This window comes from Haloferax marisrubri, assembly GCF_001469875.2.
Lineage (GTDB): Archaea > Halobacteriota > Halobacteria > Halobacteriales > Haloferacaceae > Haloferax > Haloferax marisrubri.
In genome coordinates, this window is sequence record NZ_LOPW02000004.1 from 74734 (window position 1) to 96451 (window position 21718).

The following is a 21718-nucleotide window of genomic DNA, read 5'->3' on the forward strand; positions in this document are numbered from 1 at the left end:
CGCGCTCAGAGGAACGCGTCCAACTGCGACTGCCGACGGGCAACGTCGAAGTGCGGGTCGGCCGCCGCCCGCTGGAGCCTGTCGAGCGTGAGATGCACGTCGGTCCCCGACTGCTCGGCGAACTCGACGCAGTCGACGATGCCGGCGCGGTTGAGCGCGAGCGAGTCGAGCATGCCGACGAGAAGCGCGACCGCCGCGCCCGCGTCGCCCTCGGGGAGCGCGTCCGCGAGCGGCCGCGAATCACCCTCAGAGAGCGGTTCCTCGGTCGGATGAAGCCGGAGACAGTCGGCGCACAACCCGACGGTCAGCGCCGCCTCGGGCGCGTGTGGTTCGAGCGGTTCGGGCACCGCGAAGACGGCGAATTCGCCGTCGCAGTCGGGACAGGACATAGCGGTCTCTACGCGCCGATACGATGAAAAACGGTCGGAGAGTCGACCGAGAGAAGAACGGAATCGAGAGAGAACGGGTGAGTCCGGTCAGTCGGCCGTCGCCGCTTCCGCTTCGGCCGCCGCTTTCTCGGCGGCGCGCTCTTCTTTCTCTTCTTCTTCTTTCTTCGCCTTGATCTTCTTGAGGCGGAAAATCTCCTCGCGCTCCTGTTCTTCGAGCTTCTGCTCGATGTACTCCTGGTTCTCGTAGAGTTCGGGCAGGAGCTTGAACTCGAGCGCGTTGACGCGGCGCTTCGTCGTCTCGATCTCTTCGAGCATCTTCTTCATCGCCGTCTCGACCTCCGCGGCGAGGATGATGGATTCGAGGAGTTCCTCGTAGGCGTCCGCGGCCTCGTCGATGCGGGCCGAGGAGCCGAGCAGCCCGTAGCCACGCTGGTCGAGGCTCTTTTTCACGCGCGAGGACTCGATCTGAGGGACGACGACGCCCATGATGTTCTTCGACTGCGTCGTGATTTCGGGGTACTCCTTCAGCGCGGCGGCCGCGCCGCGGACCGCCACGTCGCCCTCCATGGCGCGGGCCATGTTGATTTTGTTCTGCGCGCGCTCGTAATCCTGATTGAGGTTGGCCCGCACGTCCTGGGCCTGGTCGAGGATGTCCATGAACTCCATGATGAGCCCGTCACGCTTCTGTTCGAGCGTGTCGTGGCCCCGCTCGGAGAGTTCGATGCGATCTTCGATCGCCATCAAGTTCTTGCGGGTCGGCTTGACGTCTTCGGCCATCGTTGGCGGGGGTTGTTCGCCTGGGGTGTTAATCTTTTACTGTCTGGCCGGCCGGACCGGCCGAAATCGGTTGTGGCTAGAGAATGTCACGTCTGTGGGTCGGAGCCGAGATTCAGTCCGCAGGTCGCTACGGGCGCTGATGTCGGCGTCCCGAGGCCGGTAGACATCGAACAACTGTCAAAGAACAGAACATGCCCGACTAGTATGGGTCTCTATCGAAAAACCGTGAGATGAGTTTGCGCTCCGCCGCGTGCAGATGTTGGTGGAACGTCGCCCGCGAGACGCCCATCGTCTCCGCGAGTTCCTCGCCGGTGACGGCGTGAGGCCACTCGAAGTAGCCGCCGAGGTACGCGAGTTGGAGGGCCGAGTGCTGTCGGTCGGTGAAGTCGTCGTTGACGCTCGCGACGAACTCGCGGCGCGCTTCCGGCGGCTCCGACCGGTTCGTGACCGAGCGGAGTTCGGCGTTCGCCGCGGCCGCCTGCAGGTCGTCGAGGAGCGCCCGCCCCGCCACGCGGTCGGGGACGACGACCGTGAGCCGACAGCCGAGGCGGTCGACTTCGAGGTCGACGAGCCGTCCACCCGCGTCGGCGACGAGGTGGAAGAGCGACCCGTCGGCGAAGGTGAGTTCGTAGAGTTCGGCGTCGTCACCGCGGGGGAGGACGTCGACGCTCCGAAGACCGTCGAGGTCGGTGTCGGCTTCCTCGAACTCGGTCGCGGGGCGCGTCGAGACGAACAGACTCACGGTCCCGTCGTCGTGTTGGGCCGAACCGCGGTACGAGAGTTCGCAGTCGCCCGCGATGGCGAGTCGGACCAACGGCAGGGTCTCGTCGCGCACCTCGAGTTCGAGTTCGAGCCGCTCGTCGGACAGCAGGGACCGCCGGCTCTCGAAGGCGTCGATGGCCGCGCCGACCGCCCTGCCGAGCGTCCCGAACACCACCCGGACTTGGTCGTCGAGTTCCGCGACGTCGGTGTAGACCGTCAGGACGCCGTACAGCGTCCCGCTGTGGACCAGCGGGACCGCGATGACGGAGCCGAACGGGACGAGCGTCTCGGCGGAGACGCTCCCGTCGCCGACGTCCGCCGACTGGACGGTCCGCGTCTCCGCGGCGCGAGCCGTGGGGTCGTCGGGGTCCGACCGGTCGATTTCGAGGCCGTCGAGGAATCCCGTGTCGGTACCCGCGCGCTCGTTCGGGACGATGACCGCCGGCGAGAGGTCGCAGTGGCCGACCCACGCGCAGTCGAACGAGCCGGCGGCGGTGACTCGGTCGCAGACGGCGGCTTCGAGTTCCTGTCTGCTCTCCGCGCGGACGAGCGCGCTCGTCACGTCCTCCAACAACCCCTCGATGTGCTCGACGAGCGTCTGGAGGCGCGCGCGCTCCTCGTCGACTCGGGCGGCGTACCGCTCGGCGGCCGCCTCGGCGCGCACGCGCTCCGTGATGTCGGTCTGGAAGCCGACGTAATGAGTCACCTCACCGTCCGGCCCGCTCAGCGGCGCAACGTCGACCCGGTTCCAGAACGTCTCGCCGTCAGCGCGGTAGTTCAGCAGTTCGACCGACGCCGCCTCCTCGGCCTCGATGGCGCGGCGGAGTTCGGCGACGCGCTCGGGGTCGGTGTTCGGCCCCTGAAGGTACCGGCAGTTCCGCCCCAGCGCCGCGTCGGCCGAGTAACCGGTCATCGTCTCGAACGCTTCGTTGACGTAGACGAGCGGCCGGTCGGGCAACGAGCAGTCCGCGATGGTGATACCGACCGGAGCCTCGTCTATCGCCTGTTCCTTCAGGTCTTCCGTTATCTTGCTCGCGGCCGCCGCACCGCGGCGACGCCACGCGACGACGCTTTCGATGCGCTCGGGGAGTCGCTCGAAGAGGTTCGAATCGACGACCGGGACCACGTCGGCCGCGCCGGCGTCGCGGGCGGCCGCCGCCGAGAGGTCGCCGTCGGACGGGACGACGGCGACAAGCGGGACCGAGAGCGCGCCGTGGACCGCTTCGACGTCCGCGAGTCGGTCGGTCGCGAGCACGACGCAGTCTACCTGTTCGTCCTCGGCGCGCTGGCCCGCCGCCTCGACCGACGAGGCGACCGACACCGAAAGCGGCGAGAGTACGTCCAGCAGTCGCTCCCGGTCGACGGCGGGACCGACGACCGCGAGGACGCGAGCGCGAGACGAAGTGGCGTCCATGTGGAGTCGTCGCGGGCGAGACGTAAGGAAGTTCTCGCGGGCGGCGCGCGGCCGCGCGGCTCAGGGAACGAGCGGCGCGAATAGAAGAGGAGAATCGAACCGAGGGACGAACGCGGCGTTCGTCGCGGTCTAGGCTTCCGCTTCGACCGACTCGGCGTCTTCTTCGTAGTAGTCCTCGATGAGCTCTTCGTCGATACGGTTGAGCTCGGACTTCGGGAGCATCGACAGGAGGTCCCAGCCGATGTCGAGGGTGTCCTCGATGGACCGGTCCGTGTCGAAGCCCTGGTTGACGAACTCGGCTTCGAAGCGCTCGGCGAAGTCGAGGTACTTGTTGTCACGCTCGGACAGCGCCTCGCGACCGACGATGTTCACGAGGTCGCGCAGGTCTTCACCCTCCGCGTACGCCGCGTACATCTGGTCGGACACGTCGGCGTGGTCCTCGCGGGTGAGGCCCTCGCCGATACCGTCATCCATGAGACGCGACAGGGACGGAAGCGGGTTGATCGGCGGGCGGATGCCCTGCGAGTTGAGGTCGCGGTCGATGTAGATCTGACCCTCGGTGATGTAGCCGGTCAGGTCCGGAATCGGGTGCGTGTCGTCGTCACCCGGCATCGTGAGGATGGGAATCTGCGTGACAGACCCTTCGCGGCCCTCGATGCGACCCGCACGCTCGTAGAGCTGTGCAAGGTCGGTGTACATGTAACCGGGGTAGCCACGGCGACCGGGGACCTCTTCACGAGCCGCACCGATTTCGCGGAGCGCCTCGCAGTAGTTGGTCATGTCGGTCAGGATGACGAGGACGTGGTAGTCCTTGTCGAACGCGAGGTACTCGGCGGTCGTCAGCGCGAGACGCGGCGTGACCGTCCGCTCGACTGCGGGGTCGTCCGCGAGGTTCGTGAAGACGACGGAGCGCTCGAGTGCGCCCGTGCGCTCGAAGTCCTCCATGAACTCGTTCGCCTCTTCCTGCGTGATACCCATCGCGCCGAAGACAACTGCGAACTCGGACTCTTCGCCGCTGTCTTCGTCCTCGGGCACCGTCGCCTGACGGGCGATCTGGAGCGCGAGGTTGTTGTGGGGAAGCCCCGACGCGGAGAAGATGGGGAGCTTCTGGCCGCGGACGAGGGTGTTCATTCCGTCGATGGCGGAGACGCCGGTCTGGATGAACTCCTCGGGGTACTCGCGGGAGTAGGGGTTGATTGCCGCGCCGACGATGTCCCGACGCTCGTCGGGGACGATTTCGGGGCCGCCGTCGATGGGCTGGCCGGACCCGTCGAGCACGCGCCCGAGGAGATCCTCGGTCACGGGCATCTTGAGGGTCTCGCCGAGGAACCTGACGGACGCGTTCCTGTCGATACCGGTCGTGCCTTCGAACACCTGAATCGCGACGAGGCCCTCGGAGGATTCGAGAACCTGTCCGCGCTTGGTTTCGCCTTGGGGCGTCTCGATTTCGACGATCTCGTCGTAACCGATCGGCTCGTCGACCTCGGCGAACACCAGCGGGCCGCTGATTTCGGTGATGGTCTGGTATTCCTTCATGGTCTCAGTACAGCTCGCGGAGTTGCTCGGTGATCTCTGCCTTGAGGTCCTCGATGTACGCCTCCCAGTCCTCCTGGACACCGATGCGGTTCAGCCGGGGAGCCGCCTCGATGGCCTGGATTTCTTCGACGGGGACGCCGGCTTCGAGCGCCTTGAACGCCTCGTCGTTGAACGTGTGGATGGCGGTGAGGATACCGTACGTCTTCTCGGGGGAGCAGTACGTGTCCGTCGGGTGGAACGCGTTCTGCTGGAGGTACGCCTCGCGGAGGTAGCGAGCGATTTCGAGGGTCAGCTGCTGGTCCTCCGGCAGGGCGTCCTTACCGACGAGCTGAACGATCTCCTGCAGTTCGTTCTCCTCGTCGAGCACGTCGACGGCCCACTGGCGCTCATCTGCCCAGTCGTCCTCGACGTTCTCGACGAACCACGGGTCGAGCTGCTCTTGGTAGAGCGAGTACGACTCGTTCCAGTTAATCGCCGGGAAGTGACGGCGCTCTGCGAGGTCCGCGTCGAGCGCCCAGAACGTCTTCACGATACGTAGGGTGTTCTGCGTGACCGGCTCGGAGAAGTCGCCGCCCGGCGGCGAAACCGCGCCGATGACGGAGACAGAACCTTCCTCGCCGTTGACGGTCGTGAAGTAGCCGGCGCGCTCGTAGAACTCGGAGAGACGCGCGGCGAGGTACGCGGGGTACCCCTCTTCGCCGGGCATCTCTTCGAGACGCGAGGAAATCTCGCGCATGGCCTCTGCCCACCGGGAGGTGGAGTCGGCCATCAGCGCGACGTCGTATCCCATGTCGCGGTAGTACTCCGCGATGGTGATGCCGGTGTAGATACAGGACTCGCGGGCCGCCACGGGCATGTTGGACGTGTTCGCGATGAGGCACGTCCGGGCCATGAGCGGGTTCCCGGTCTTCGGGTCGTCGAGTTCCGGGAAGTCCTCGATAACCTCGGTCATCTCGTTACCGCGCTCGCCACAGCCGACGTAGACGACGATGTCCGCGTCAGCCCACTTGGCGAGCTGGTGCTGGGTGACCGTCTTCCCGGACCCGAACGGACCCGGAATCGCGGCCGTTCCGCCCTTCGCGATGGGGAACAGACCGTCGAGGATGCGCTGACCAGAGACGAGCGGTTCGCGCGGGGTCTTCTTCTCGGCGGCGGGGCGAGCCTGACGCACCGGCCACTCCTGGTGCATCGTGATCTCCTCGCCGTTGTCGAGTTCGACGACCGTCTCGGTGACGGAGAACTCGCCTTCCTCGACGGCGACGACCTCGCCGCCCTCGAAGTCCGGCGGGACCATGACCTTGTGTTCGATGGTCACGGTCTCCGGAACCGACCCGACGACGTCGCCGGGGGCGACCTCGTCGCCCTCGGAGACGGTGGGTTCGAACTCCCACTTCTCGTCGAGGTCGATACCCGGCGCGTCGACACCGCGGTCGAGGAACGCCGAGTCCATCTTCGACTCCAGCACGTCCAGCGGACGCTGAACGCCGTCGTAGATGGCGTCCATCATCCCCGGACCGAGGTCGACGGTCAGCGGTTCGCCCGTACTCTCGACGGGTTCGCCGGGACCGACACCGGAGGTCTCTTCGTACACCTGAATAGTCGTGAGGTCGCCCTCGATTTCGATGACCTCGCCCATTAGGCCTTCGTCGCCGACGTAGACGACGTCGTTCATGCGGGCGTCGAGGCCACGGGCGGTCACGACCGGACCACTCACGCTTGCGATGACACCGTCCTCGCGAACGGAATCTTGTGTTGCCTGACTCATGTTTGGTTATTCGTCCATCAGATCGATACCGATTGCTCTCTTGATCTGGTCACGGAGGCCACTCGCGCCGCCGGAACCGCCGAGCGTCACGAGCGTCGGCTCGATGCTGCGCTCGACCGACTGCCGGGCGTTACGCGAGAGGTGGTCGAGGTCGTCTTCGTGCATCACGATGATGCCCACGTCCTCGTCCTCCAGCGTTCGCGTCACGGCCTCGTCGAGTTCGTCGTCCTTCGCTTCGTCCGGGACGTTCTCGAACTTGCGGACACCCGCAAGTCGAAAGCCCGTGGTGAAGTCCGGACTGCCGATAACTGCGATTTCCTGGCTCATAGGATGACCAGCTCCTCTTCTATTGCATCGGGGTCCAGCCCGGCTTCACGGCCGCGGGCGATGGCCCGGATGTTGTCCACCTCGCGCTCCTTGGCGAGGATGTACGAGACGATTGGCGTGACAGAAAGCGGGAACACGTAACCGAGCGTGTCCGCGTACTCCAAGAGCGCCGCGTCGAGGGCGCGCTCGAAGCCGATGAGGCTGTCTGCCTCTTCGAGGTCCGAAAGGGCCGTCGAGAGGCGGTCGCCGTACCGGCTGTCACGAATCTTCGACACCAGCTCGTCCGGGCTGGTCGCCAGCGACGCGAGTTCCGACGCGCGGAACAGCGTGCCGCCCTCGATGAAGTAGTCGACGGGGTCGAGGTCGGCGCCGCTCCGTGCGATTCGGAGCGCGTTGCGGGCGTTTCGGAAGTCGATTTCGGCTTCGAGGAACTCGCGGTACTGCTTTGCCTCTTCGCCGACGACCAGGCCCTCGAGCAGTTGCTCGTAGAAGGCGCGGTCGACCGCGTTCTCCAGCGGGACGAGGACACCGACTTCCTCGTACTCCTCGTAGGCGGCCGCGAGGCCGTCTCCGAACATGGTGCCGGAGAGGATACTGACGACTTCTTCCATCTCGCCTGCGTCGAGCAGTCGCGAGAAGAGTCGGTCGTCGAACTCGCCGGCGCGGATGAGGTCGGATTCGACCTCCTCACGGGATGCGCCGGAGTAGATACCGCGGATAATCGTCTTCACGTTCCACGCGTCGAACTTGCGGAGGTACCGCGCGATGAGGTCGTAGAGGCGGCCGTCTGCCCAGTCGAGGATATCGTTGAACTGCTTCGCCAGATTCTGGTTCAGCGCGTACTCGATGAGGTCGACGCCGGAAAAACGGCTGCCCAGCGCGTTGACCTCGGTCTCGTACTCCGATTCCTCCATGAACCGAGCGATTTCGGCCGGTCCCATGCGGACCAGTTTGCGGTACTCCTCGTCGCCGAACAGGGCACTACGTCGCGCTCGAACGCGAGCGATGACGTATTCGGGATTCGAGCCGCCTGTAGTGCTCATTGGTCGTCGAACAGTCGCGCACTCACTTCCTTCAGGTTGTCCTCCCAGACTGTGTCGAGGACCGAGTCGAAGGTGTTGTTCACCCGGACGCGCGAGTTCGAGCCCTCGACCACGACGCCACCGAGGCAGTCGCGCTCGCCGGCGAACTCGTAGCCGTCGTAGTCTTCGAGGATGCTCGAAAGCAGGTCCTCGTCGGCGGCGCGGCCGTAGACGGAGACTTCGTCTTCGTCCTCGAACTCGACCGACGCCGCGTCGAGCAGCGAGCGGGTGAGCTCTTCGCGACGGTCGCCTTCCAGCTCGGCGAGTTCGCCTTCGACCTGCTCGCGGACGCGCTGGAGCACGTCACGACGGGCGCTGAGTCGAGCCTGCTTGGCTTCGAGCTTCGCGCTGGAGAGCGCCTGTTCGCGCTCTCGTTCGAGTTGTTGCTCGACGTCCGCCTTCCGCGATTCGAGGAGCTCTTCGGCATCGGCCTCGGCCTCGGCGACGATCTCGTCTGCCTGTTCCTGGCCGTCCTGCCTGATGTCCTCTGCGCGTGCGCGGGCTTCGTCTCGGATGTCCTCAACGACGTTGTCCAAACTCATAATGGGAAAGAGAGGGGGTGCTTAGGCCGCGAAGACAACGACCAGTGCGAGGATAACGAGGGTCTCGGGGAGAACCGTAAGGACCAGCCCGTTAACGAAGAGGTCCTCGTCTTCCGCGATGGCGCCCATCGCAGCGGAACCGATGCCACGCTCCGCGTAGCCTGCGGCGAAGGCGGCGATACCGACGGAGAGGGCCGCCGCAGCGTCGGCGGTGATAGCGGGCGAGGAAGCGGCTTCACTCTGCAGTGCAGTCATGAGGGGTTCGATTGCTTCAATCATTGTGTGTTCCTGAGTACCGGATTGTCGTCTCCGAACGTCTGCATGTGGCGTCAGCCGTATCATAAAGGTTCCCAAAACGTCTGGAGCGGTCTATCTACGACGGCGGAATCGTCGCCATTCCAAAAAGCAGTCGCTCCCAGCGGACAAAACTCAAAAAAGATTCGATTGTGAGGGTTAGTCTTCGGTCGTGAACTCGCGGTCGTACCCGAACGGGTTGTACTCGCGGCCGCCGCCCTCGAAGAACTTGTTGAAGAACTCGACGTACTCGAGACGCACGGCCTGCAGGCCGGCGCTCGTGACGCCGAGCGCGAGGACGACGAGGTGACCAACGACGAGGACGAGCAGTCCGCCCACGACGCCCGCGGCACCCGTGTGGAAGATGCCGCCGAACAGGACTTCGGTCACTTCGTAGCCGTGGTAGCTCAGCGTTTCACCCGCGCCGAGCGCCGACACGGCGGCGGCGTCGGGCATCCCGCCGAGGCCGAAGTGCCAGCCGCCGTGGTCGTCGACGTACACGCCGAAGACGAGCAGGTTGACGGCGAACGCCATCGACGCCTTCGCGATGAGGACCGCGCCGAGACGCGTGTACGACAGGACGTTCGAAAGCGGGGCGGCGAACTCGACGAGTTCGGCCAGTTCGGCCATCCCGAGGAGCACCGCGCCGAGGATGTACATCCCGAACCCGATCCAGCCGACGGTGAACGAGAAGCCGGAGAAGCCGAGCGGGATGAGTCCGTCAGCCGCGAACGTGGTGAACAGGAACTCCGGCGGCACGCCACCGAGCGCGTCGCTGAAGATCCAGATCCACAGGCCGTTCAGCATGAGGATCCACGAGCCGCTTTCGAGGACTGCGTCCTTCGCACCGTGGAGTTCGTAGTTCTCGAAGAAGTCGAGGATGTACCCCACGTTGACGTGGAAGATACCGACGGCGACGCTCACGGTGAGCCAACCGAGGGCCCACTCAGAGGTGGCCGGCGACAGTCCCTTCTCGATAGGCGGGTGCGACATCCCGAGCACGCCTTCCCAGAAGTACTCGGTGATGAGGTGGAAGCCGAATATCTCGCCGTAGAGGATGCCGAACAACGTCGTGAACAGCCCCGCGGCGATGGTGACGCCACCCATGCTCTTGAGCGCACCGTCGTCGAACTTCGAGTAGAGGAAGAAGCCGATGGCGGTGTAGATGACACCGTACCCGAGGTCACCGATCATGAACCCGAAGAACGTCGGGAACGTCAGGAACAGGATGATGGTCGGGTCGAACTCGTAGTAGCTCGGGCGGTTGACCGCCTGCACGAGGATTTCGAACGGCTTGACTGCGCCGCTGTTCTTCTGGACGACCGGCGGGTCGTCGCTGGACATCGAGACCGTTCCGCCGTCGGTGGCGGCGGCCGTGCCGCCGGTCTCGGCGACGTCTTCGCGCGCGTGGTCGTGCCCGTCACGCGAGAACTCGGCGCGTTCGAGTTCTTCGACGGCGACGTGCTCGCCGACCTCGTCTTTGAGCGTGCTCGCGAACGTGTTGTAGCGCTCGGTCGGAATCCAGCCCTCGGCGACGAAGGCGTTCTCCGTCGTCGCGAACGAAAGCGGCGCTTCCGTCTTCTGGACGTCGATTGCGAGTCGCTCCTCGGCCGCGAGGAGGAACTCGCCCTCCTCGACGGCGATGTCGTGAAGCTCGGACTCGACGGTATCGAGCTTCGACTCGATTTCGCGCTTCTGCTGTTCAAGGTCGCGGATGTGCTCTTCGGGGCTTCCCGAGGCGTCCGGGACTTCGAGCGTGGCGAACTCGACACCGACCAGCGCGTCGGCGAGCGCCATCTCGTCCGCGCCGTCGACCGGCCGGCCGAAGATGGCGTGCGTGCGCTCGCCCGAGAAGATCTCGTAGGCGTTGATGTCGTCGGCGTCGACGACAGCGCGCTCGACGGGGTCGACCTTCCCCTGTCCGACGACGACCTGCAGGGTCTCGTACCCCGAAAGCAGGTCGAGGTCGAGTCCGAGGTCGACGAACGGCTCCATCGCGTCGATTTCTTCGTCCACCGCGCGGAGCTCGTTTTCGAGCTCGGAGCGGCGGTCGTCCAGTTCATTGACTTCGGCTCGAATCTCTTCGAGGGGCTCGCCGAGCGCGTCGTCGGGGACGATGCGCTGCCGGCCGGAGTCGGTGTCTTCGACCTCGAGGATGCTCTTGAGCGAGCGGACGGTGACGAGCTTGTCGGACGCGCTCTCGGCGCCTTCGATGGGCGACCCCGTCTCGAATCCGAACTCCTCCTGCCACGAGCCGTCGTATTCGGTGACGTGCAGCAGTCGGAGGTCGTGGACAGCCTCGATGACCTCGGGCATGACGCCCTTGGAACCGGTCACCGAGACCTTGCTCATCTGCTCAGGTCTGAGCATCAACCGCCTCCTCGAATTTGCCGATGGCGAATTCGACCGCGTCGTCGATGTGGTCTTCCGCCTCGGCAACCAATTCGTCGCGGGCGTCCTCGCCTTCTTCGAGGATGCGTTCCCGCTCCGACTCTATGTCCGCGCGTCCCTCCTGTAGACGCTCGGATTCGAGCTCTGCGGCCTCTTCTTCGGCCTCGGAGCGAATCTCATCGGCTTCGCGACGCGCCTCCGCGACGAGCTCCTCACGTTTGGCCTCGGCCTCTTCAACGATGTCGTCGGCCTCCTGCTCGGCCGTTTTGATTCGTTCGAGAACCTCTTGTCTCGGCATACTCGTATCACAGGAACGTTGCACAAGCGCTGTATAAGGTGTTTGCGGAAAGTCTGTGACAGACGCCCGCGAAACACGGGGTCGAACCCCCTTCGAACGCCGACCAGCGCGGCGAATCCGCACCGTTATCATCGGTGAGTCCTAATCCCGGCGCGATGGGAGTCCTCGAAAACAAAGCGCGGGCCCGCCTGTTCTACAAGTACCTCTCGAAGGTGTACGACCGGGTGAACCCGTTCATCTGGAACGAGGAGATGCGCGACGAGGCGCTGGAGATGCTCGACATCCAGCAGGGCGACCGCGTCCTCGACGTGGGCTGTGGCACCGGCTTCGGAACCGAGGGACTGCTCCGCTACACCGACGACGTCCACGGCCTCGACCAGAGCATCCACCAGATGCAGAAGGCGTGGGAGAAGTTCGGCAAGAACGACGAGGTCCGGTTCTACCGCGGGGACGCGGAGCGGCTCCCCTTCGCCGACGACTCCTTCGACGTCATCTGGTCGTCCGGCTCCATCGAGTACTGGCCGAACCCGGTCACCGCGCTCGAGGAGTTCCGCCGCGTCGTCAAGCCCGGGAGCAAGGTGCTCGTCGTCGGCCCCGACGACCCGAAATCCGGCGTTTTCCAGAAACTGGCCGACGCCATCATGCTGTTCTACGACGAGGAGGAGGCCGACCGGATGTTCGAGGCCGCCGGCTTCGTCGACATCGAACACCACATCCTCCAGCGCCAACCCGGCAGTCCGCGGGCCATCGTGACCATCGCGCGCGCACCCGAGGAATAAACTCAACCGGCGCGTTCGACTCACACCCGACCAGCGCGTTCGACTCGGACGCTCGTTTTCGCCGCCGACTCACGACGCCTTCGCTTCGAGCGCCGCGACCGGCGTGTCGCCGTCGAAGACGCGGACGGTCACCGTCGCGCCCGGTTCGATGTCGGGGTCGTTCGTCCCCGCGAGTTCGAGCGTCGCCGTCTCACCGACGGTCCAGCGGGCGTCGGCCGCGGCGTTGAACGGGCCGGTCGGCCCCGGCCGGAACCCGCTGGCCGAGAAGAACGGGACCGGCGGCTGGTGCGCGAGCGGCTCCCCGTCCACGGAGATTCGAATCGCGAGCGAGTCCACGTCGAGCGGCGCGCCGCCCTCGTGAGTCAGCGACAGCGTGTCACCCGAGACCCCGAGCGACAGGGCCGTCGGCCGAGTCGGCGTCGGCGAGGAGTCGGCCGCGTCGAACGCCGCCGCGCCGACGGCGGCCGCGACGACGACGACGAGACCGATGAGGAGCACGCTCCCGAGGAGCACGGACGAGCCGCGGGTCGCGCGGCGAAACTGGCGAGGCATCGAGACGGGGTGGCCCCGTCATCGGATAAGAAGCTCCGGTCAGACGACTGCCGGTGCGCCGGCGGGCGAGCCCTGCGCGACCGCCGAGATGGAACTAGTCGAGTCGGTCGGTGTCGACGTTCCCATCGCGGACGTGTCGTTCTCCGCGGTCGCGTTCGTCACGAGGTCGGGTATCGGCGTCGGCGAGGTCGTGAGCACGACCGCCGAGTTGCCCCTGATGACCGTGATGGTGTAGGGCGACGACGGCGAGACGGTCCAGAGCGTCCCGTCAGCGCCGGTGTGACCGAGGAGCGTACTCTCTTGGCTGGCTTCGAGTCCGATGGTGACGTTCGCGTCCACCGGCGCGTCCGACTCGGTCTCGTTCAGCTGGATTCGAAGCGGTCCGCCGGGGTAGGTCCGGTTGACCGTGAGCCTGAGACCGTCTTTGATTTCGGTGGCCGCGGTGCCGGTCGAAATCGACCCGAGCGGGCGCGACTGGGACTCCTTGAACACCTGTCCGCTCCCGGCGTCGACGTAGGCCGTCAGCTGACCGTTGTTGTAGTTGATTCGCACGCGGTGGCTGTCGCCGGCGCTGATGACGTTGGTGCCGTTCTGCGCGGCGCGGCTCGAGTAGATTATCGGGTAGTTGTTCGCGACGATGTCGAGGGCCTCCTCGTAGGTGACCGAGCTCTGGTCGCGGTCGCGCAGGTCCGCGCGGAACGACTCGCGGACGTACTCGCCGTCGGCGACGACGCTGAGGACGACGCCGGACTCGCTCGTCCGCACCGAAAAGCGGGCCGCCTCGGACTGCCCGGTCATGACCGAGACGACGTGTCTCCGAACGGGGCCGGTGAACGTGTCGAGTTCGCGTTCGAGCGCCGCGAGCCGACCGGAGTTAATCGAGAAGTCCGGCGTCTCCGTCGCGAGTTCGTGGAGCGCGACGCGACGCTCGTTGAGCCCCCGCGCCTCGGCGTCGATGCGGGCGAGTCTCACGAGGAGTTCGCGTGCGGTGAGTTCGCCCGCGTTGAACTGTTCGATGGCGGTGCGTTGCGTGCTCTGGAGCGCAATCGCGCGCTGCTCGATGCTGTTTATCTCGTCGAGGATGAGCTGTTGCCGGGTGCTGTCGTCGGCGGCGGACTCGATGCGCTCGATGGACGCGCCCGTCTGAATCTGTCCGCCGGCCTGGAGGGCGGCGAAGTCGAGAGACGGGCCGAGGTCGACGTGGTGGGGTTCGACCGTCGCCTGAACCAGCTCCGACGACGGGATGTCGAGGACGTGAATCGTCCCGTTGGACGGCGACTGTACCTGCGCGGGGTCCGCCTGGTCGAGCGCGGCCGCTTGGGTCGAGCCGTCGACGGGACCGACCGCGCCGAGGACCGGCGACGCCACGAGGAGCATGACGACGACGAGCGGGAGGGCCTTCATCGCCGTGAGGGTACACGTCGCCGGTACTAAAATGACCCTCTTGGCGGCGTCGGCGCGGGGAAGCGCCGAGAGCGCACGTCGGCGACGTATGACGCTGTTGAGTCGATGGAAAGCGTTTTCATCGCCCGATGAAACGGATTTACGTATGCGGAGCGCCGCCCTCATCGTTGCCCTCCTCACCATCGTCTCCGGCGTCGCAGTCCCGGCGGCGGCCACAGACATGACTGCGGTTAGCGCTCACGGCGTCGACGCGACAGTCGGCGATTCCGGATTCGACTCGCCTACCGACGCGACCGCCGCCCTCGGTCACGCGCCGCTCGTCGCCCAGCAGTCGAGTCTCGAACGGTCGCCGCAGACGGAGATATCGATTCGCGTACGCGCCGACCGCTCGGCGGACTGGCGCATCGAGATGCGCTACGAACTCGAGACGCGAAACGAGACCGCGGCGTTCGAGGAGTTCGCACAGGAGTACGAACAGGGGACCACCGACGTCGGCCCCGACGTCGCCTTCTTTCAGCGCGTCAGTCAGACGGCCGCCGACCAGACCGGGCGGTCGATGACCGTCCGGAACGCGACGACGACGGGGTACGTCGAAAACGAGACCGGCGTCCTCGTGTTGACGTTCACGTGGACGGACTTCGCGGAACAGACCAGCGAGGGACTGCGCGTCGGTGACGCCTTCTCGGCCGGCAACGGCGAGACGTGGTTCACCTCCCTGCAGTCGAACCAGAACCTCACGATTCAGACGCCGCCGGGCTACGCCGTCAGCGACACGGACATCCCGCTCGAAAACAACGCCGTCGTCGCCGAGGGACCGCGGACCTTCGAGTCGGCGGATCAGTTGAGCGTGAGTTACGTCTCCACGGGGCCGAACGGGACCATCCCGTGGACGCTCGTCGGCGGCGGTGCCGTCGTCCTCGTGGTGCTCGTGGCGGGCGTCGTCCTGTTCACCCGGCGTCGGCCGAGCGGGACGGAACCGACCGGAGCGTCGGTGACCTCCGAGCCGCGGCAGGAACCCGCGCCGGAGCCGACCGACGAGCCAGCGCCGGACGACGGCGACGACGAGGACTCCGACGACGACATCGACCTCGACTTACTCTCGGACGAAGAGCGGGTCGAACTCCTGTTGGAACGGAGCGGCGGGCGGATGAAGCAGGCGAACATCGTCAAGGAGACCGGCTGGTCCGATGCCAAGGTCTCGCAACTGCTGTCGGCGATGGCCGACGAGGGACGCGTCGAGAAACTGCGTCTCGGCCGCGAGAACCTCATCTCGCTCCCCGACGAGGACGAAGACGAGGAGTAATCGGGCGACGGCGTCGCCGACGGCCGCGGTGCGAAAACGTTTATTCTCCCCCGTCGGTAGTGAACGTTGATGAAAGTTCTCGTAACCGTCAAGGAGGTCGCCGAGGTCGAAGAGGACTTCGAGCTCGACGGGCTCCGCGTGGCGGACCAGTACCTCGACTACGACCTCAACGAGTGGGACGAGTACGCGGTCGAGGAAGCCGTCCAAATCGCCGAGGAGAGCGACGACGACGTGGAGGTCGTCGCCGTCACCATCGGCCCCGAGCGGTCCGAGGAGACCATTCGCATGGCGCTCGCCAAGGGCGTCGACCGCGCGGTCCGCGTGTGGGACGACGCGCTCGACGGCGTGGACCTGCTCGACGTGGGCGCGAAGACGCGCCTCCTCTCGGCGGTCGTCGAGGACGAGGACCCCGACCTGGTCCTGACGGGCGTGCAGGCGAACGACGACAGTTTCGGCGCGACCGGCGTCTCGCTCGCCTCGGCAATCGACTTCGAGTGGGCCGCGGTCGTGAACGCGCTCGACCTCGATGCCGACGGCGGCGTGGCGAACGTCCGCCGCGAACTCGAAGGCGGCGTGGAGGAACTCACCGAGGTTGACCTGCCCGCGGTCCTCACCATCCAGACGGGTATCAACGAGCCCCGCTACGCGAGCCTGCGCGGGATTCGGCAGGCCCAGTCGAAGGAGATCAAGCCGCTCGCGCTCTCCGATCTCGGCCTCGACGCCGCGGCGGTCGAGTCCGACCTCGTCCTGACCGACGTGTACGAGCCGGAGACCGAGTCCGCCGCGACCTACTTCGAGGGTGACGCCGGGGAGCAGGCCGCCGAACTTGCGACCGTCCTCCGCGAGAAGGGGGTGGGCGCGCAATGAGCGACGTGCTCGCCGTCGTCGAGCACCGCCGCGGAAGCCTCCGCGACGTGTCGTTCGAACTCGTGACGGCCGGTGCCGACCTCGTCGGCGACACCGGCGGCGACCTCCACCTCGCGGTCATCGGCGGAGACGTGGACGCCTTCGCCGAGGAACTCTCGCTCGCCGGCGTGGACGCGATTCACACCGTCGCCGAAGGCGACGAGTTCAACCACGACGTGTCCGTGCAGGCCGTCGCGGCCCTCTCCGAGGAACTCGACCCCACGTACGTCCTCATGGGCAACACGGTCAACGGCCTCGACTACGCCCCCGCGGTCGCAGAGCGCCTCGACCTCCCGCTCGTGACCGACGCCATCGGCCTCCAGAACGACGGCGGCCTCGTCGTCACCCGCGAGATGTACGCCTCGAAGGTCGAATCGACCGTCGAGGTCGACGCCGACCGCGCCGCGGTCACCGTCCGTCCCGGCGAGTGGGACGCCGCCGAGGAGCCGGGCGAGCCCGCCGTCGAGGCCTTCTCGTTCGACCTCAACGAGTCTCTCGTGCGCTCGCGCGTGACCGGCTTCGAGGAAGTCGGCAGCGGCGACGTGGACATCGCCGACGCCGACGTACTCGTCTCCGTCGGCCGCGGCATCGAAGAAGAGGAGAACATCGAACTCGTGCGGGAACTCGCCGACGCGCTCGGCGCGACGCTGTCGTCGTCGCGGCCCATCGTCGACAACGGCTGGCTCCCGAAGGACCGGCAGGTCGGCCAGTCCGGGAAGGTCGTCACGCCGAAGTTCTACATCGCAATCGGCATCTCCGGGGCCGTCCAGCACGTCGCCGGGATGAAGGGTGCCGAGAACATCGTCGCCATCAACACCGACCCCGACGCGCCCATCTTCGACATCGCCGACTACGGTATCGTCGGCGACCTCTTCGAGGTCGTTCCGGAACTCATCGAGCAGTTCGAGTAAGCGACCACCCGTTTTTGGTCCAGATTTTTGCGGACGCGAACTCGTGAGCGACGTCCCCGGGTCGCGGTTTCTCCGAGCGCCGCCGCACCCCAGTCGCGCGGTTTCTCCAAATCCGGTACGTACTTCCCTACCCAACCCTACGAACCGACAATGGAATACCTGGAGCGCCGGGTCACGATGGTAAACGACCGCCTCGAGGAGGTCGTCTCGGCGGTCGAGCCGTCGGAACTCGCCGACCAACTCGACCACGTCGCTCTCGCGGGGGGCAAGCGCGTCCGCCCCGCCGTGACCATCCTCGCCTGCGAGGCCGTCGGTGGCACCCCCGAAGACGCCGTCGACTTCGCGGTCGGCGTCGAACTCGTCCACAACGCCTCGCTCGTCGTCGACGACATCATCGACCGGTCCGACATCCGCCGCGGCACGCCGAGCGCGTGGGCCGAGTACGGCTACGGCCCGGCCATCATCGCCTCCGACGGCCTGCTCGGCGAGGCGTTCGCCCTCCTCTCGTCGTCCGACCGCGCCACCCGCATCGTCGCCGAATCGATGGTCGAACTCGGCGAGGGAGAGGCGACCGAACTGGTCGCGGTCCCGTCAAACGAAGAGGAGTACATGCAGCTCGCCCACCGCAAGACGGGCGCGCTGTTCCGCGCCGCCGCCGAACTCGGTGCGGTCGCCGCCGGCGGCGACGCCCACGTCGTCGAGGCGTTCGGCGACTACGCGGCCCGCGTCGGCGTCGCCTTCCAAATCCGCGACGACGTGCTCGACGCCACGGCAGACGCCGAGGAACTCGGCAAGCCGACTGGACAGGACGCCGAGATGGGACGGCCGTCGCTCGTGCAGGTGACGGACCTGACCCCCGAGGAAGCGAATCGACGGGCACGCCAGCAGGCCAACGAAGCGCTTTCGGCTCTCGACTCCTCGGGCGTCGAGGACTCGGAGCCGCTTGAGTACCTCCGCGACCTCGCGGAGTTCGTCATCGTCCGCGAGAGCTGACGAGGCGAGTTCGGGGTCGTCCCGACTGCGAGGAAGACGCCACAGAACACCCCGAGCGAAGCGACCGCCGGCGACTGATTACGCCGGTTGCTCGGCGTCGCCGTCCGAGCCGGTCGGATACCGCGACTCCGCCACCGCGAACGTGAGTGTGCTCAGCACGCCGAGGAGCGTGCCGACCGTGAGCGCGACGGCGAGGCCGGGGAGGTAGAACTTCTGGACCCCGGCGACGCCCTCGGGGAGGAAGAAGCCGGAGAGCGCGTACAGCACGATGGCGATGGCGAACACGTAGAACGGCGCGTTGAGGTAGCGCCACTTGAACCGGTCTTGGAGGTACTCGTCGGTCACCTGTCCGAGACTGCTCGTGATGCCGGCGGCGGCGAACCACTCGACTGCGCCGTGGACGAGCGTCGCGAGGATGAGCCCCGCGGCGGGGTCGCCGCCGACGCTGTCGGAGACGGTTTCGAGGAGTTCGACCCCGCGGACGCCGCCGACGACGAGGAGTGCCGCGGCGGCAACGTAGGTGATGATGGTGACGCGACCGGCGTAGAGAACGTTCCGCGCGCGGTTGGCCGCCTCGTCGACCGCCGATTCGAGGCCGAGCCCGCGGAACAGCGTGTACAGACCGAGGAGCGCCGAGATGAGGCCGAGAACGACCGCACCGGGCACGTCGAAGAAGCTGGCGATGGTGACGAAGGGGTAGATGAGAAGCAGGATACCCAGCGGGACGAGGATGGTCCCGCGAGTCTCGGGGTCGGCGAGCACCTGCTTCATCGTGTAGTACATCGATTCGAGGTTCTGGGCCTGCCGGACGACGACGCGACGGACTCCGTCGATGGGAACGCGAGAGCGGATGACCGGGAGAACGGACTCGTCCTGCGCGCCGTCGGTGATGACGATGGCGTGGACGGGTTCGCCGGTCGAGAGGCTCGCGAGGACGGTGTCTATCTCGTCGCCGATGGCTCGGTTCGCCTTCACGTCGCTACCCTCCAACCCGGTGACCGCCGCGACCTCGACCTCCTCGTCCTCCGATTCGAGGAGTTCGTCGTGGACCTGAATGCCCTGAAAGAGGACGTTCACGTCGGAGTCCTCCGGGTCCGCGGTGGCCAGCGCCACCGCGGCGTCCTCGACGCGCTGTCGGCCGACGACGGGCGTCGAGAGACCCGTCTTGCGGCCGAGGTCGTCGTCGAGGTCGACACAGAGGACCAAGAGCATCGTTGACTCCTATGCCACGGGGATATATCTGCTTTCGGGGGCGCGGTCGCGGTGGCGCAGTCCGTCGGTCTCGCGGAGCGGGCGGTCGGCCGCCGCGAGTCGCATCGGTCCCCCGCGAGTCGCATCGGTCAGTCGGACGTGCCCGCTTCGCCGACGGGGTCGAAAAGCACCTCGAAGCGCGCCCCGGACGCGCTGTCGGCGACCCGGATAATCCAGCCGTGAGAGTCGACAATCTGCCGGACGATACCGAGGCCGAGACCGTTTCCGTCGCCGTCCTTAGTCGAGAATCCCGAGTCGAAGATGTGGTCGCGAATCGACGCCGGGATGCCGGGGCCGTTGTCCTCGACGAAGAAGCCGCGGTGCGACGGGAGGGCTCCGACCCGAATCACGAGTTCTCCGTCGCCCTCGCGGTCGGACGGTGTTCGGGAGTCCCTCGGCTCGCCGCCGTCGTCGGAGCCGTCTCCTCGGGGACGGTGGGCGTGCTGGAGCGCGTTCCGAAACAGGTTCTCGAAGAGGCGCGTCGTCCGGCTCTCGTCGGCTTCGACCACCGGTAGCTCGCCGATTTCACAGCACACGTCGCCGGCGTTCGACGAGCACATCTCCCAGGCGGTGGCCGCGGCGTCCGCCAGCGGAACTTCCTCCGCGTCGAGGACGGAACGCTCGTCGCGGGCGAGAGACAGCACGTCTTCGACCAGGTCGGTGATGCGCCGGTGGGCGCGCTCGACGTGGTCGAGGTGGTTGTCGTCGTCGAGTTCACGGGCGAGTTCGAGCCGCCCCTGTGCGACCGCCAGCGGCCCGCGGATGTCGTGCGAGAGGACGCGAGCGAAGGCGTCGAGCCGGGCGTTCTGCTGGGCGAGTTCGCGCTCGTGGCTGATACGTTCTGTGAGGTCGGACATCACGCCGAGGATGTTCGTCACGTCGCCGTTCTCGTCGAGGAGGGGGACCGCGCGGGCGTTCGCCCAGCGGATGTTCTCGCTCCCCTCGGGGATGAACCGGAACTCGAACTCGTACTGCTCGTCGACGACACCGTCTCGGATGTCGGTGAACATCTCGTCGATGGCTCGTCGCAGTTGGTCGCGGTCGTCGACGTGGACGAGGTCGAGGAACGACCGCGGGTTCTCGTAGAGGTACGACACGTCCCGTCTCCAGATGTTCTCGAACTGGTCGTTGATGTAGACGACGTCGAACTCGGTCGGCTCCGAGATGAACACCATGTCCGGGAGCGACGAGATTATCTGCCGGGTGAGCCGCTCGGAGCGCCTGAGGAGCCGTTCGGACTCCAGCCGGGCCGTGACGTCCATCGCGGTGCCGACGACGACCGGCTCGCCGTCGACAACCGCCCGCTGGCCGGTGATTTCCAGCGTGGTCAGCTCGCCGGTGCGGTCGCTGACGCGGACGGTGTACGACATCGATTCGACGCTGCCGTGGTCCCTGTTTCTCAGGCTCTCGTCGACGATAGCGCGGTCCTCCTCGACGATGAAGTCGGTGATGGGACGACCGACAATCTCGTCGGTGTCGTAGCCGAGCAGATTCGAGAGGTACTCGTTGACGAACTCGATTCGACCGTCGCGTATCACGTACAGGCCGACGAGCGACTGCTCGGCGATGACCTGGAGCCACGCGTACAGTTCGTCGAGTTCGGTCGACTGGCGGGCCGCGACGACCGCGTTCGAGATGCGGTGGGCGAGCACGGTGAGCTGAACGTCGGTCGGCCGCTTGTCGACCACGTCGGCGACGCCGGCGGCGAACGCCTCGCGGACCACGTCCTCGGAGTCGAGGCGAGTGAACAGAATCACCGGCGGCGGGTTCGGCGACTCGCGGACGCGGAGGAGCGTGTCGAAACCGGCGGTGCCGTCGAACTCCAACTCGGTGACGATACAGTCGAACGGCGACTCGGCGTGCGCTTCGAGCGCCGCGAGCGGGTCGGCGACCGCCGCGACGTCGAGGCTGTCGCATCCGTCGAGCGCCGAAACCGTCTCCGCGGAGGTCTCGGGGTCGTCGTCGACGAGGAGGACCCGAGTCAGACCCTCAGCGTGGACGACTGGTCCGAGAGACATGCCGTACTGTCAGTCACATACAAC

General features: G+C 66.5%; 20 protein-coding genes. 5 read left to right on the plus strand and 15 right to left on the minus strand.

The genetic code is table 11. From position 1 onward, the window contains the following. Positions 1-5: 5 nt before the first annotated feature. From AUR65_RS02560 to ahaH, 11 genes are all read right to left on the minus strand, one after another. Positions 6-389 (minus strand): DUF6276 family protein, encoded by a 384-nt coding sequence (locus AUR65_RS02560; RefSeq protein WP_058568238.1) that lies wholly within the window; start codon positions 387-389, stop codon positions 6-8. 87 nt (positions 390-476) lie between these two features. Next, positions 477-1166, minus strand: coding sequence for a V-type ATP synthase subunit D (locus tag AUR65_RS02565; RefSeq protein WP_004969029.1), 690 nt, complete (start codon positions 1164-1166; stop codon positions 477-479). A gap of 199 nt (positions 1167-1365) precedes the next feature. After that, positions 1366-3342: a bacterio-opsin activator domain-containing protein gene (locus AUR65_RS02570; RefSeq protein WP_058568239.1), complete on the minus strand. Its 1977-nt coding sequence runs from the start codon at positions 3340-3342 to the stop codon at positions 1366-1368. Between the two features lie 129 nt (positions 3343-3471). Next, a complete protein-coding gene (locus tag AUR65_RS02575) occupies positions 3472-4878 on the minus strand; it encodes an ATP synthase subunit B (RefSeq protein WP_042663443.1) in 1407 nt (468 codons plus the stop codon). A 4-nt stretch (positions 4879-4882) separates the two neighbouring features. Next, entirely contained in the window at positions 4883-6643 is a 1761-nt protein-coding gene (locus AUR65_RS02580) for an ATP synthase subunit A (RefSeq protein WP_058568240.1), read from the minus strand. Between the two features lie 6 nt (positions 6644-6649). Further along, entirely contained in the window at positions 6650-6970 is a 321-nt protein-coding gene (locus tag AUR65_RS02585) for a V-type ATP synthase subunit F (protein WP_004044608.1), read from the minus strand. Then, a complete protein-coding gene (locus AUR65_RS02590) occupies positions 6967-8013 on the minus strand; it encodes a V-type ATP synthase subunit C (protein ID WP_058568241.1) in 1047 nt (348 codons plus the stop codon). Before AUR65_RS02590 ends, AUR65_RS02585 begins: the two co-directional genes overlap by 4 nt. Then, the gene (locus tag AUR65_RS02595) at positions 8010-8594 is read right to left on the minus strand and encodes a V-type ATP synthase subunit E (protein WP_058568242.1); all 585 of its coding nucleotides are present in this window, start codon (positions 8592-8594) and stop codon (positions 8010-8012) included. Before AUR65_RS02595 ends, AUR65_RS02590 begins: the two co-directional genes overlap by 4 nt. 21 nt (positions 8595-8615) lie before the next feature. Next, entirely contained in the window at positions 8616-8873 is a 258-nt protein-coding gene (locus AUR65_RS02600) for a F0F1 ATP synthase subunit C (RefSeq protein WP_007275011.1), read from the minus strand. Positions 8874-9047: 174 nt separating this feature from the next. Next, complete coding sequence (locus tag AUR65_RS02605) at positions 9048-11258, minus strand: V-type ATP synthase subunit I (protein ID WP_058568243.1); 2211 nt, start codon at positions 11256-11258, stop codon at positions 9048-9050. Then, positions 11245-11577, minus strand: a complete 333-nt coding sequence (gene ahaH / locus AUR65_RS02610) for an ATP synthase archaeal subunit H (RefSeq protein WP_058568244.1) — start codon at positions 11575-11577, stop codon at positions 11245-11247. The genes AUR65_RS02605 and ahaH overlap by 14 nt, the downstream gene beginning before the upstream one ends. A 155-nt stretch (positions 11578-11732) precedes the next feature. On the opposite strand from ahaH, the gene AUR65_RS02615 reads away from it, so the two are divergent. After that, complete coding sequence (locus AUR65_RS02615; protein ID WP_004973651.1) at positions 11733-12356, plus strand: methyltransferase domain-containing protein; 624 nt, start codon at positions 11733-11735, stop codon at positions 12354-12356. 69 nt (positions 12357-12425) lie between these two features. Here AUR65_RS02615 and AUR65_RS02620 read toward each other — a convergent pair whose 3' ends face one another. Together AUR65_RS02620 and AUR65_RS02625 are read right to left on the minus strand one after the other, a co-directional pair. Beyond that, positions 12426-12908, minus strand: a complete 483-nt coding sequence (locus AUR65_RS02620; RefSeq protein WP_058568245.1) for a type IV pilin — start codon at positions 12906-12908, stop codon at positions 12426-12428. A gap of 39 nt (positions 12909-12947) precedes the next feature. Further along, on the minus strand, positions 12948-14312 hold the full coding sequence (locus tag AUR65_RS02625; protein WP_058568246.1) for a DUF7094 domain-containing protein: 1365 nt from the start codon (positions 14310-14312) through the stop codon (positions 12948-12950). Between the two features lie 145 nt (positions 14313-14457). On the opposite strand from AUR65_RS02625, the gene AUR65_RS02630 reads away from it, so the two are divergent. From AUR65_RS02630 to AUR65_RS02645, 4 genes are all read left to right on the plus strand, one after another. Then, on the plus strand, positions 14458-15615 hold the full coding sequence (locus AUR65_RS02630) for a helix-turn-helix transcriptional regulator (RefSeq protein WP_058568247.1): 1158 nt from the start codon (positions 14458-14460) through the stop codon (positions 15613-15615). A gap of 69 nt (positions 15616-15684) precedes the next feature. Continuing rightward, complete coding sequence (locus AUR65_RS02635) at positions 15685-16482, plus strand: electron transfer flavoprotein subunit beta/FixA family protein (protein WP_058568248.1); 798 nt, start codon at positions 15685-15687, stop codon at positions 16480-16482. Continuing rightward, entirely contained in the window at positions 16479-17432 is a 954-nt protein-coding gene (locus AUR65_RS02640; protein WP_058568249.1) for an electron transfer flavoprotein subunit alpha/FixB family protein, read from the plus strand. Before AUR65_RS02635 ends, AUR65_RS02640 begins: the two co-directional genes overlap by 4 nt. Positions 17433-17582: 150 nt before the next feature. Further along, the gene (locus tag AUR65_RS02645; RefSeq protein ID WP_058568250.1) at positions 17583-18425 is read left to right on the plus strand and encodes a polyprenyl synthetase family protein; all 843 of its coding nucleotides are present in this window, start codon (positions 17583-17585) and stop codon (positions 18423-18425) included. A 78-nt stretch (positions 18426-18503) separates the two neighbouring features. On the opposite strand, the gene AUR65_RS02650 is transcribed toward AUR65_RS02645, so the two are convergent. Then, positions 18504-19637, minus strand: coding sequence for a DUF373 family protein (locus tag AUR65_RS02650; RefSeq protein ID WP_058568251.1), 1134 nt, complete (start codon positions 19635-19637; stop codon positions 18504-18506). A 128-nt stretch (positions 19638-19765) separates the two neighbouring features. Continuing rightward, entirely contained in the window at positions 19766-21694 is a 1929-nt protein-coding gene (locus AUR65_RS02655) for a PAS domain S-box protein (protein WP_058568252.1), read from the minus strand. Between the last annotated feature and the right edge of the window lie 24 nt (positions 21695-21718).

What these genes read in the sequence shown, in the direction of transcription:
- AUR65_RS02635 (WP_058568248.1), top strand. Translation starts at nt 15,685, where the DNA reads ATGAAAGTTCTCGTAACCGTCAAGGAGGTCGCCGAGGTCGAAGAGGAC.
- AUR65_RS02615 (WP_004973651.1), top strand. Translation starts at nt 11,733, where the DNA reads ATGGGAGTCCTCGAAAACAAAGCGCGGGCCCGCCTGTTCTACAAGTAC.
- AUR65_RS02650 (WP_058568251.1), bottom strand. Translation starts at nt 19,637, where the DNA reads ATGCTCTTGGTCCTCTGTGTCGACCTCGACGACGACCTCGGCCGCAAG.
- AUR65_RS02630 (WP_058568247.1), top strand. Translation starts at nt 14,458, where the DNA reads ATGCGGAGCGCCGCCCTCATCGTTGCCCTCCTCACCATCGTCTCCGGC.
- AUR65_RS02645 (WP_058568250.1), top strand. Translation starts at nt 17,583, where the DNA reads ATGGAATACCTGGAGCGCCGGGTCACGATGGTAAACGACCGCCTCGAG.
- ahaH (WP_058568244.1), bottom strand. Translation starts at nt 11,577, where the DNA reads ATGCCGAGACAAGAGGTTCTCGAACGAATCAAAACGGCCGAGCAGGAG.
- AUR65_RS02560 (WP_058568238.1), bottom strand. Translation starts at nt 389, where the DNA reads ATGTCCTGTCCCGACTGCGACGGCGAATTCGCCGTCTTCGCGGTGCCC.
- AUR65_RS02620 (WP_058568245.1), bottom strand. Translation starts at nt 12,908, where the DNA reads ATGCCTCGCCAGTTTCGCCGCGCGACCCGCGGCTCGTCCGTGCTCCTC.
- AUR65_RS02575 (WP_042663443.1), bottom strand. Translation starts at nt 4,878, where the DNA reads ATGAAGGAATACCAGACCATCACCGAAATCAGCGGCCCGCTGGTGTTC.
- AUR65_RS02600 (WP_007275011.1), bottom strand. Translation starts at nt 8,873, where the DNA reads ATGATTGAAGCAATCGAACCCCTCATGACTGCACTGCAGAGTGAAGCC.
- AUR65_RS02640 (WP_058568249.1), top strand. Translation starts at nt 16,479, where the DNA reads ATGAGCGACGTGCTCGCCGTCGTCGAGCACCGCCGCGGAAGCCTCCGC.
- AUR65_RS02570 (WP_058568239.1), bottom strand. Translation starts at nt 3,342, where the DNA reads ATGGACGCCACTTCGTCTCGCGCTCGCGTCCTCGCGGTCGTCGGTCCC.
- AUR65_RS02605 (WP_058568243.1), bottom strand. Translation starts at nt 11,258, where the DNA reads ATGCTCAGACCTGAGCAGATGAGCAAGGTCTCGGTGACCGGTTCCAAG.
- AUR65_RS02590 (WP_058568241.1), bottom strand. Translation starts at nt 8,013, where the DNA reads ATGAGCACTACAGGCGGCTCGAATCCCGAATACGTCATCGCTCGCGTT.
- AUR65_RS02625 (WP_058568246.1), bottom strand. Translation starts at nt 14,312, where the DNA reads ATGAAGGCCCTCCCGCTCGTCGTCGTCATGCTCCTCGTGGCGTCGCCG.
- AUR65_RS02585 (WP_004044608.1), bottom strand. Translation starts at nt 6,970, where the DNA reads ATGAGCCAGGAAATCGCAGTTATCGGCAGTCCGGACTTCACCACGGGC.
- AUR65_RS02655 (WP_058568252.1), bottom strand. Translation starts at nt 21,694, where the DNA reads ATGTCTCTCGGACCAGTCGTCCACGCTGAGGGTCTGACTCGGGTCCTC.
- AUR65_RS02565 (WP_004969029.1), bottom strand. Translation starts at nt 1,166, where the DNA reads ATGGCCGAAGACGTCAAGCCGACCCGCAAGAACTTGATGGCGATCGAA.
- AUR65_RS02580 (WP_058568240.1), bottom strand. Translation starts at nt 6,643, where the DNA reads ATGAGTCAGGCAACACAAGATTCCGTTCGCGAGGACGGTGTCATCGCA.
- AUR65_RS02595 (WP_058568242.1), bottom strand. Translation starts at nt 8,594, where the DNA reads ATGAGTTTGGACAACGTCGTTGAGGACATCCGAGACGAAGCCCGCGCA.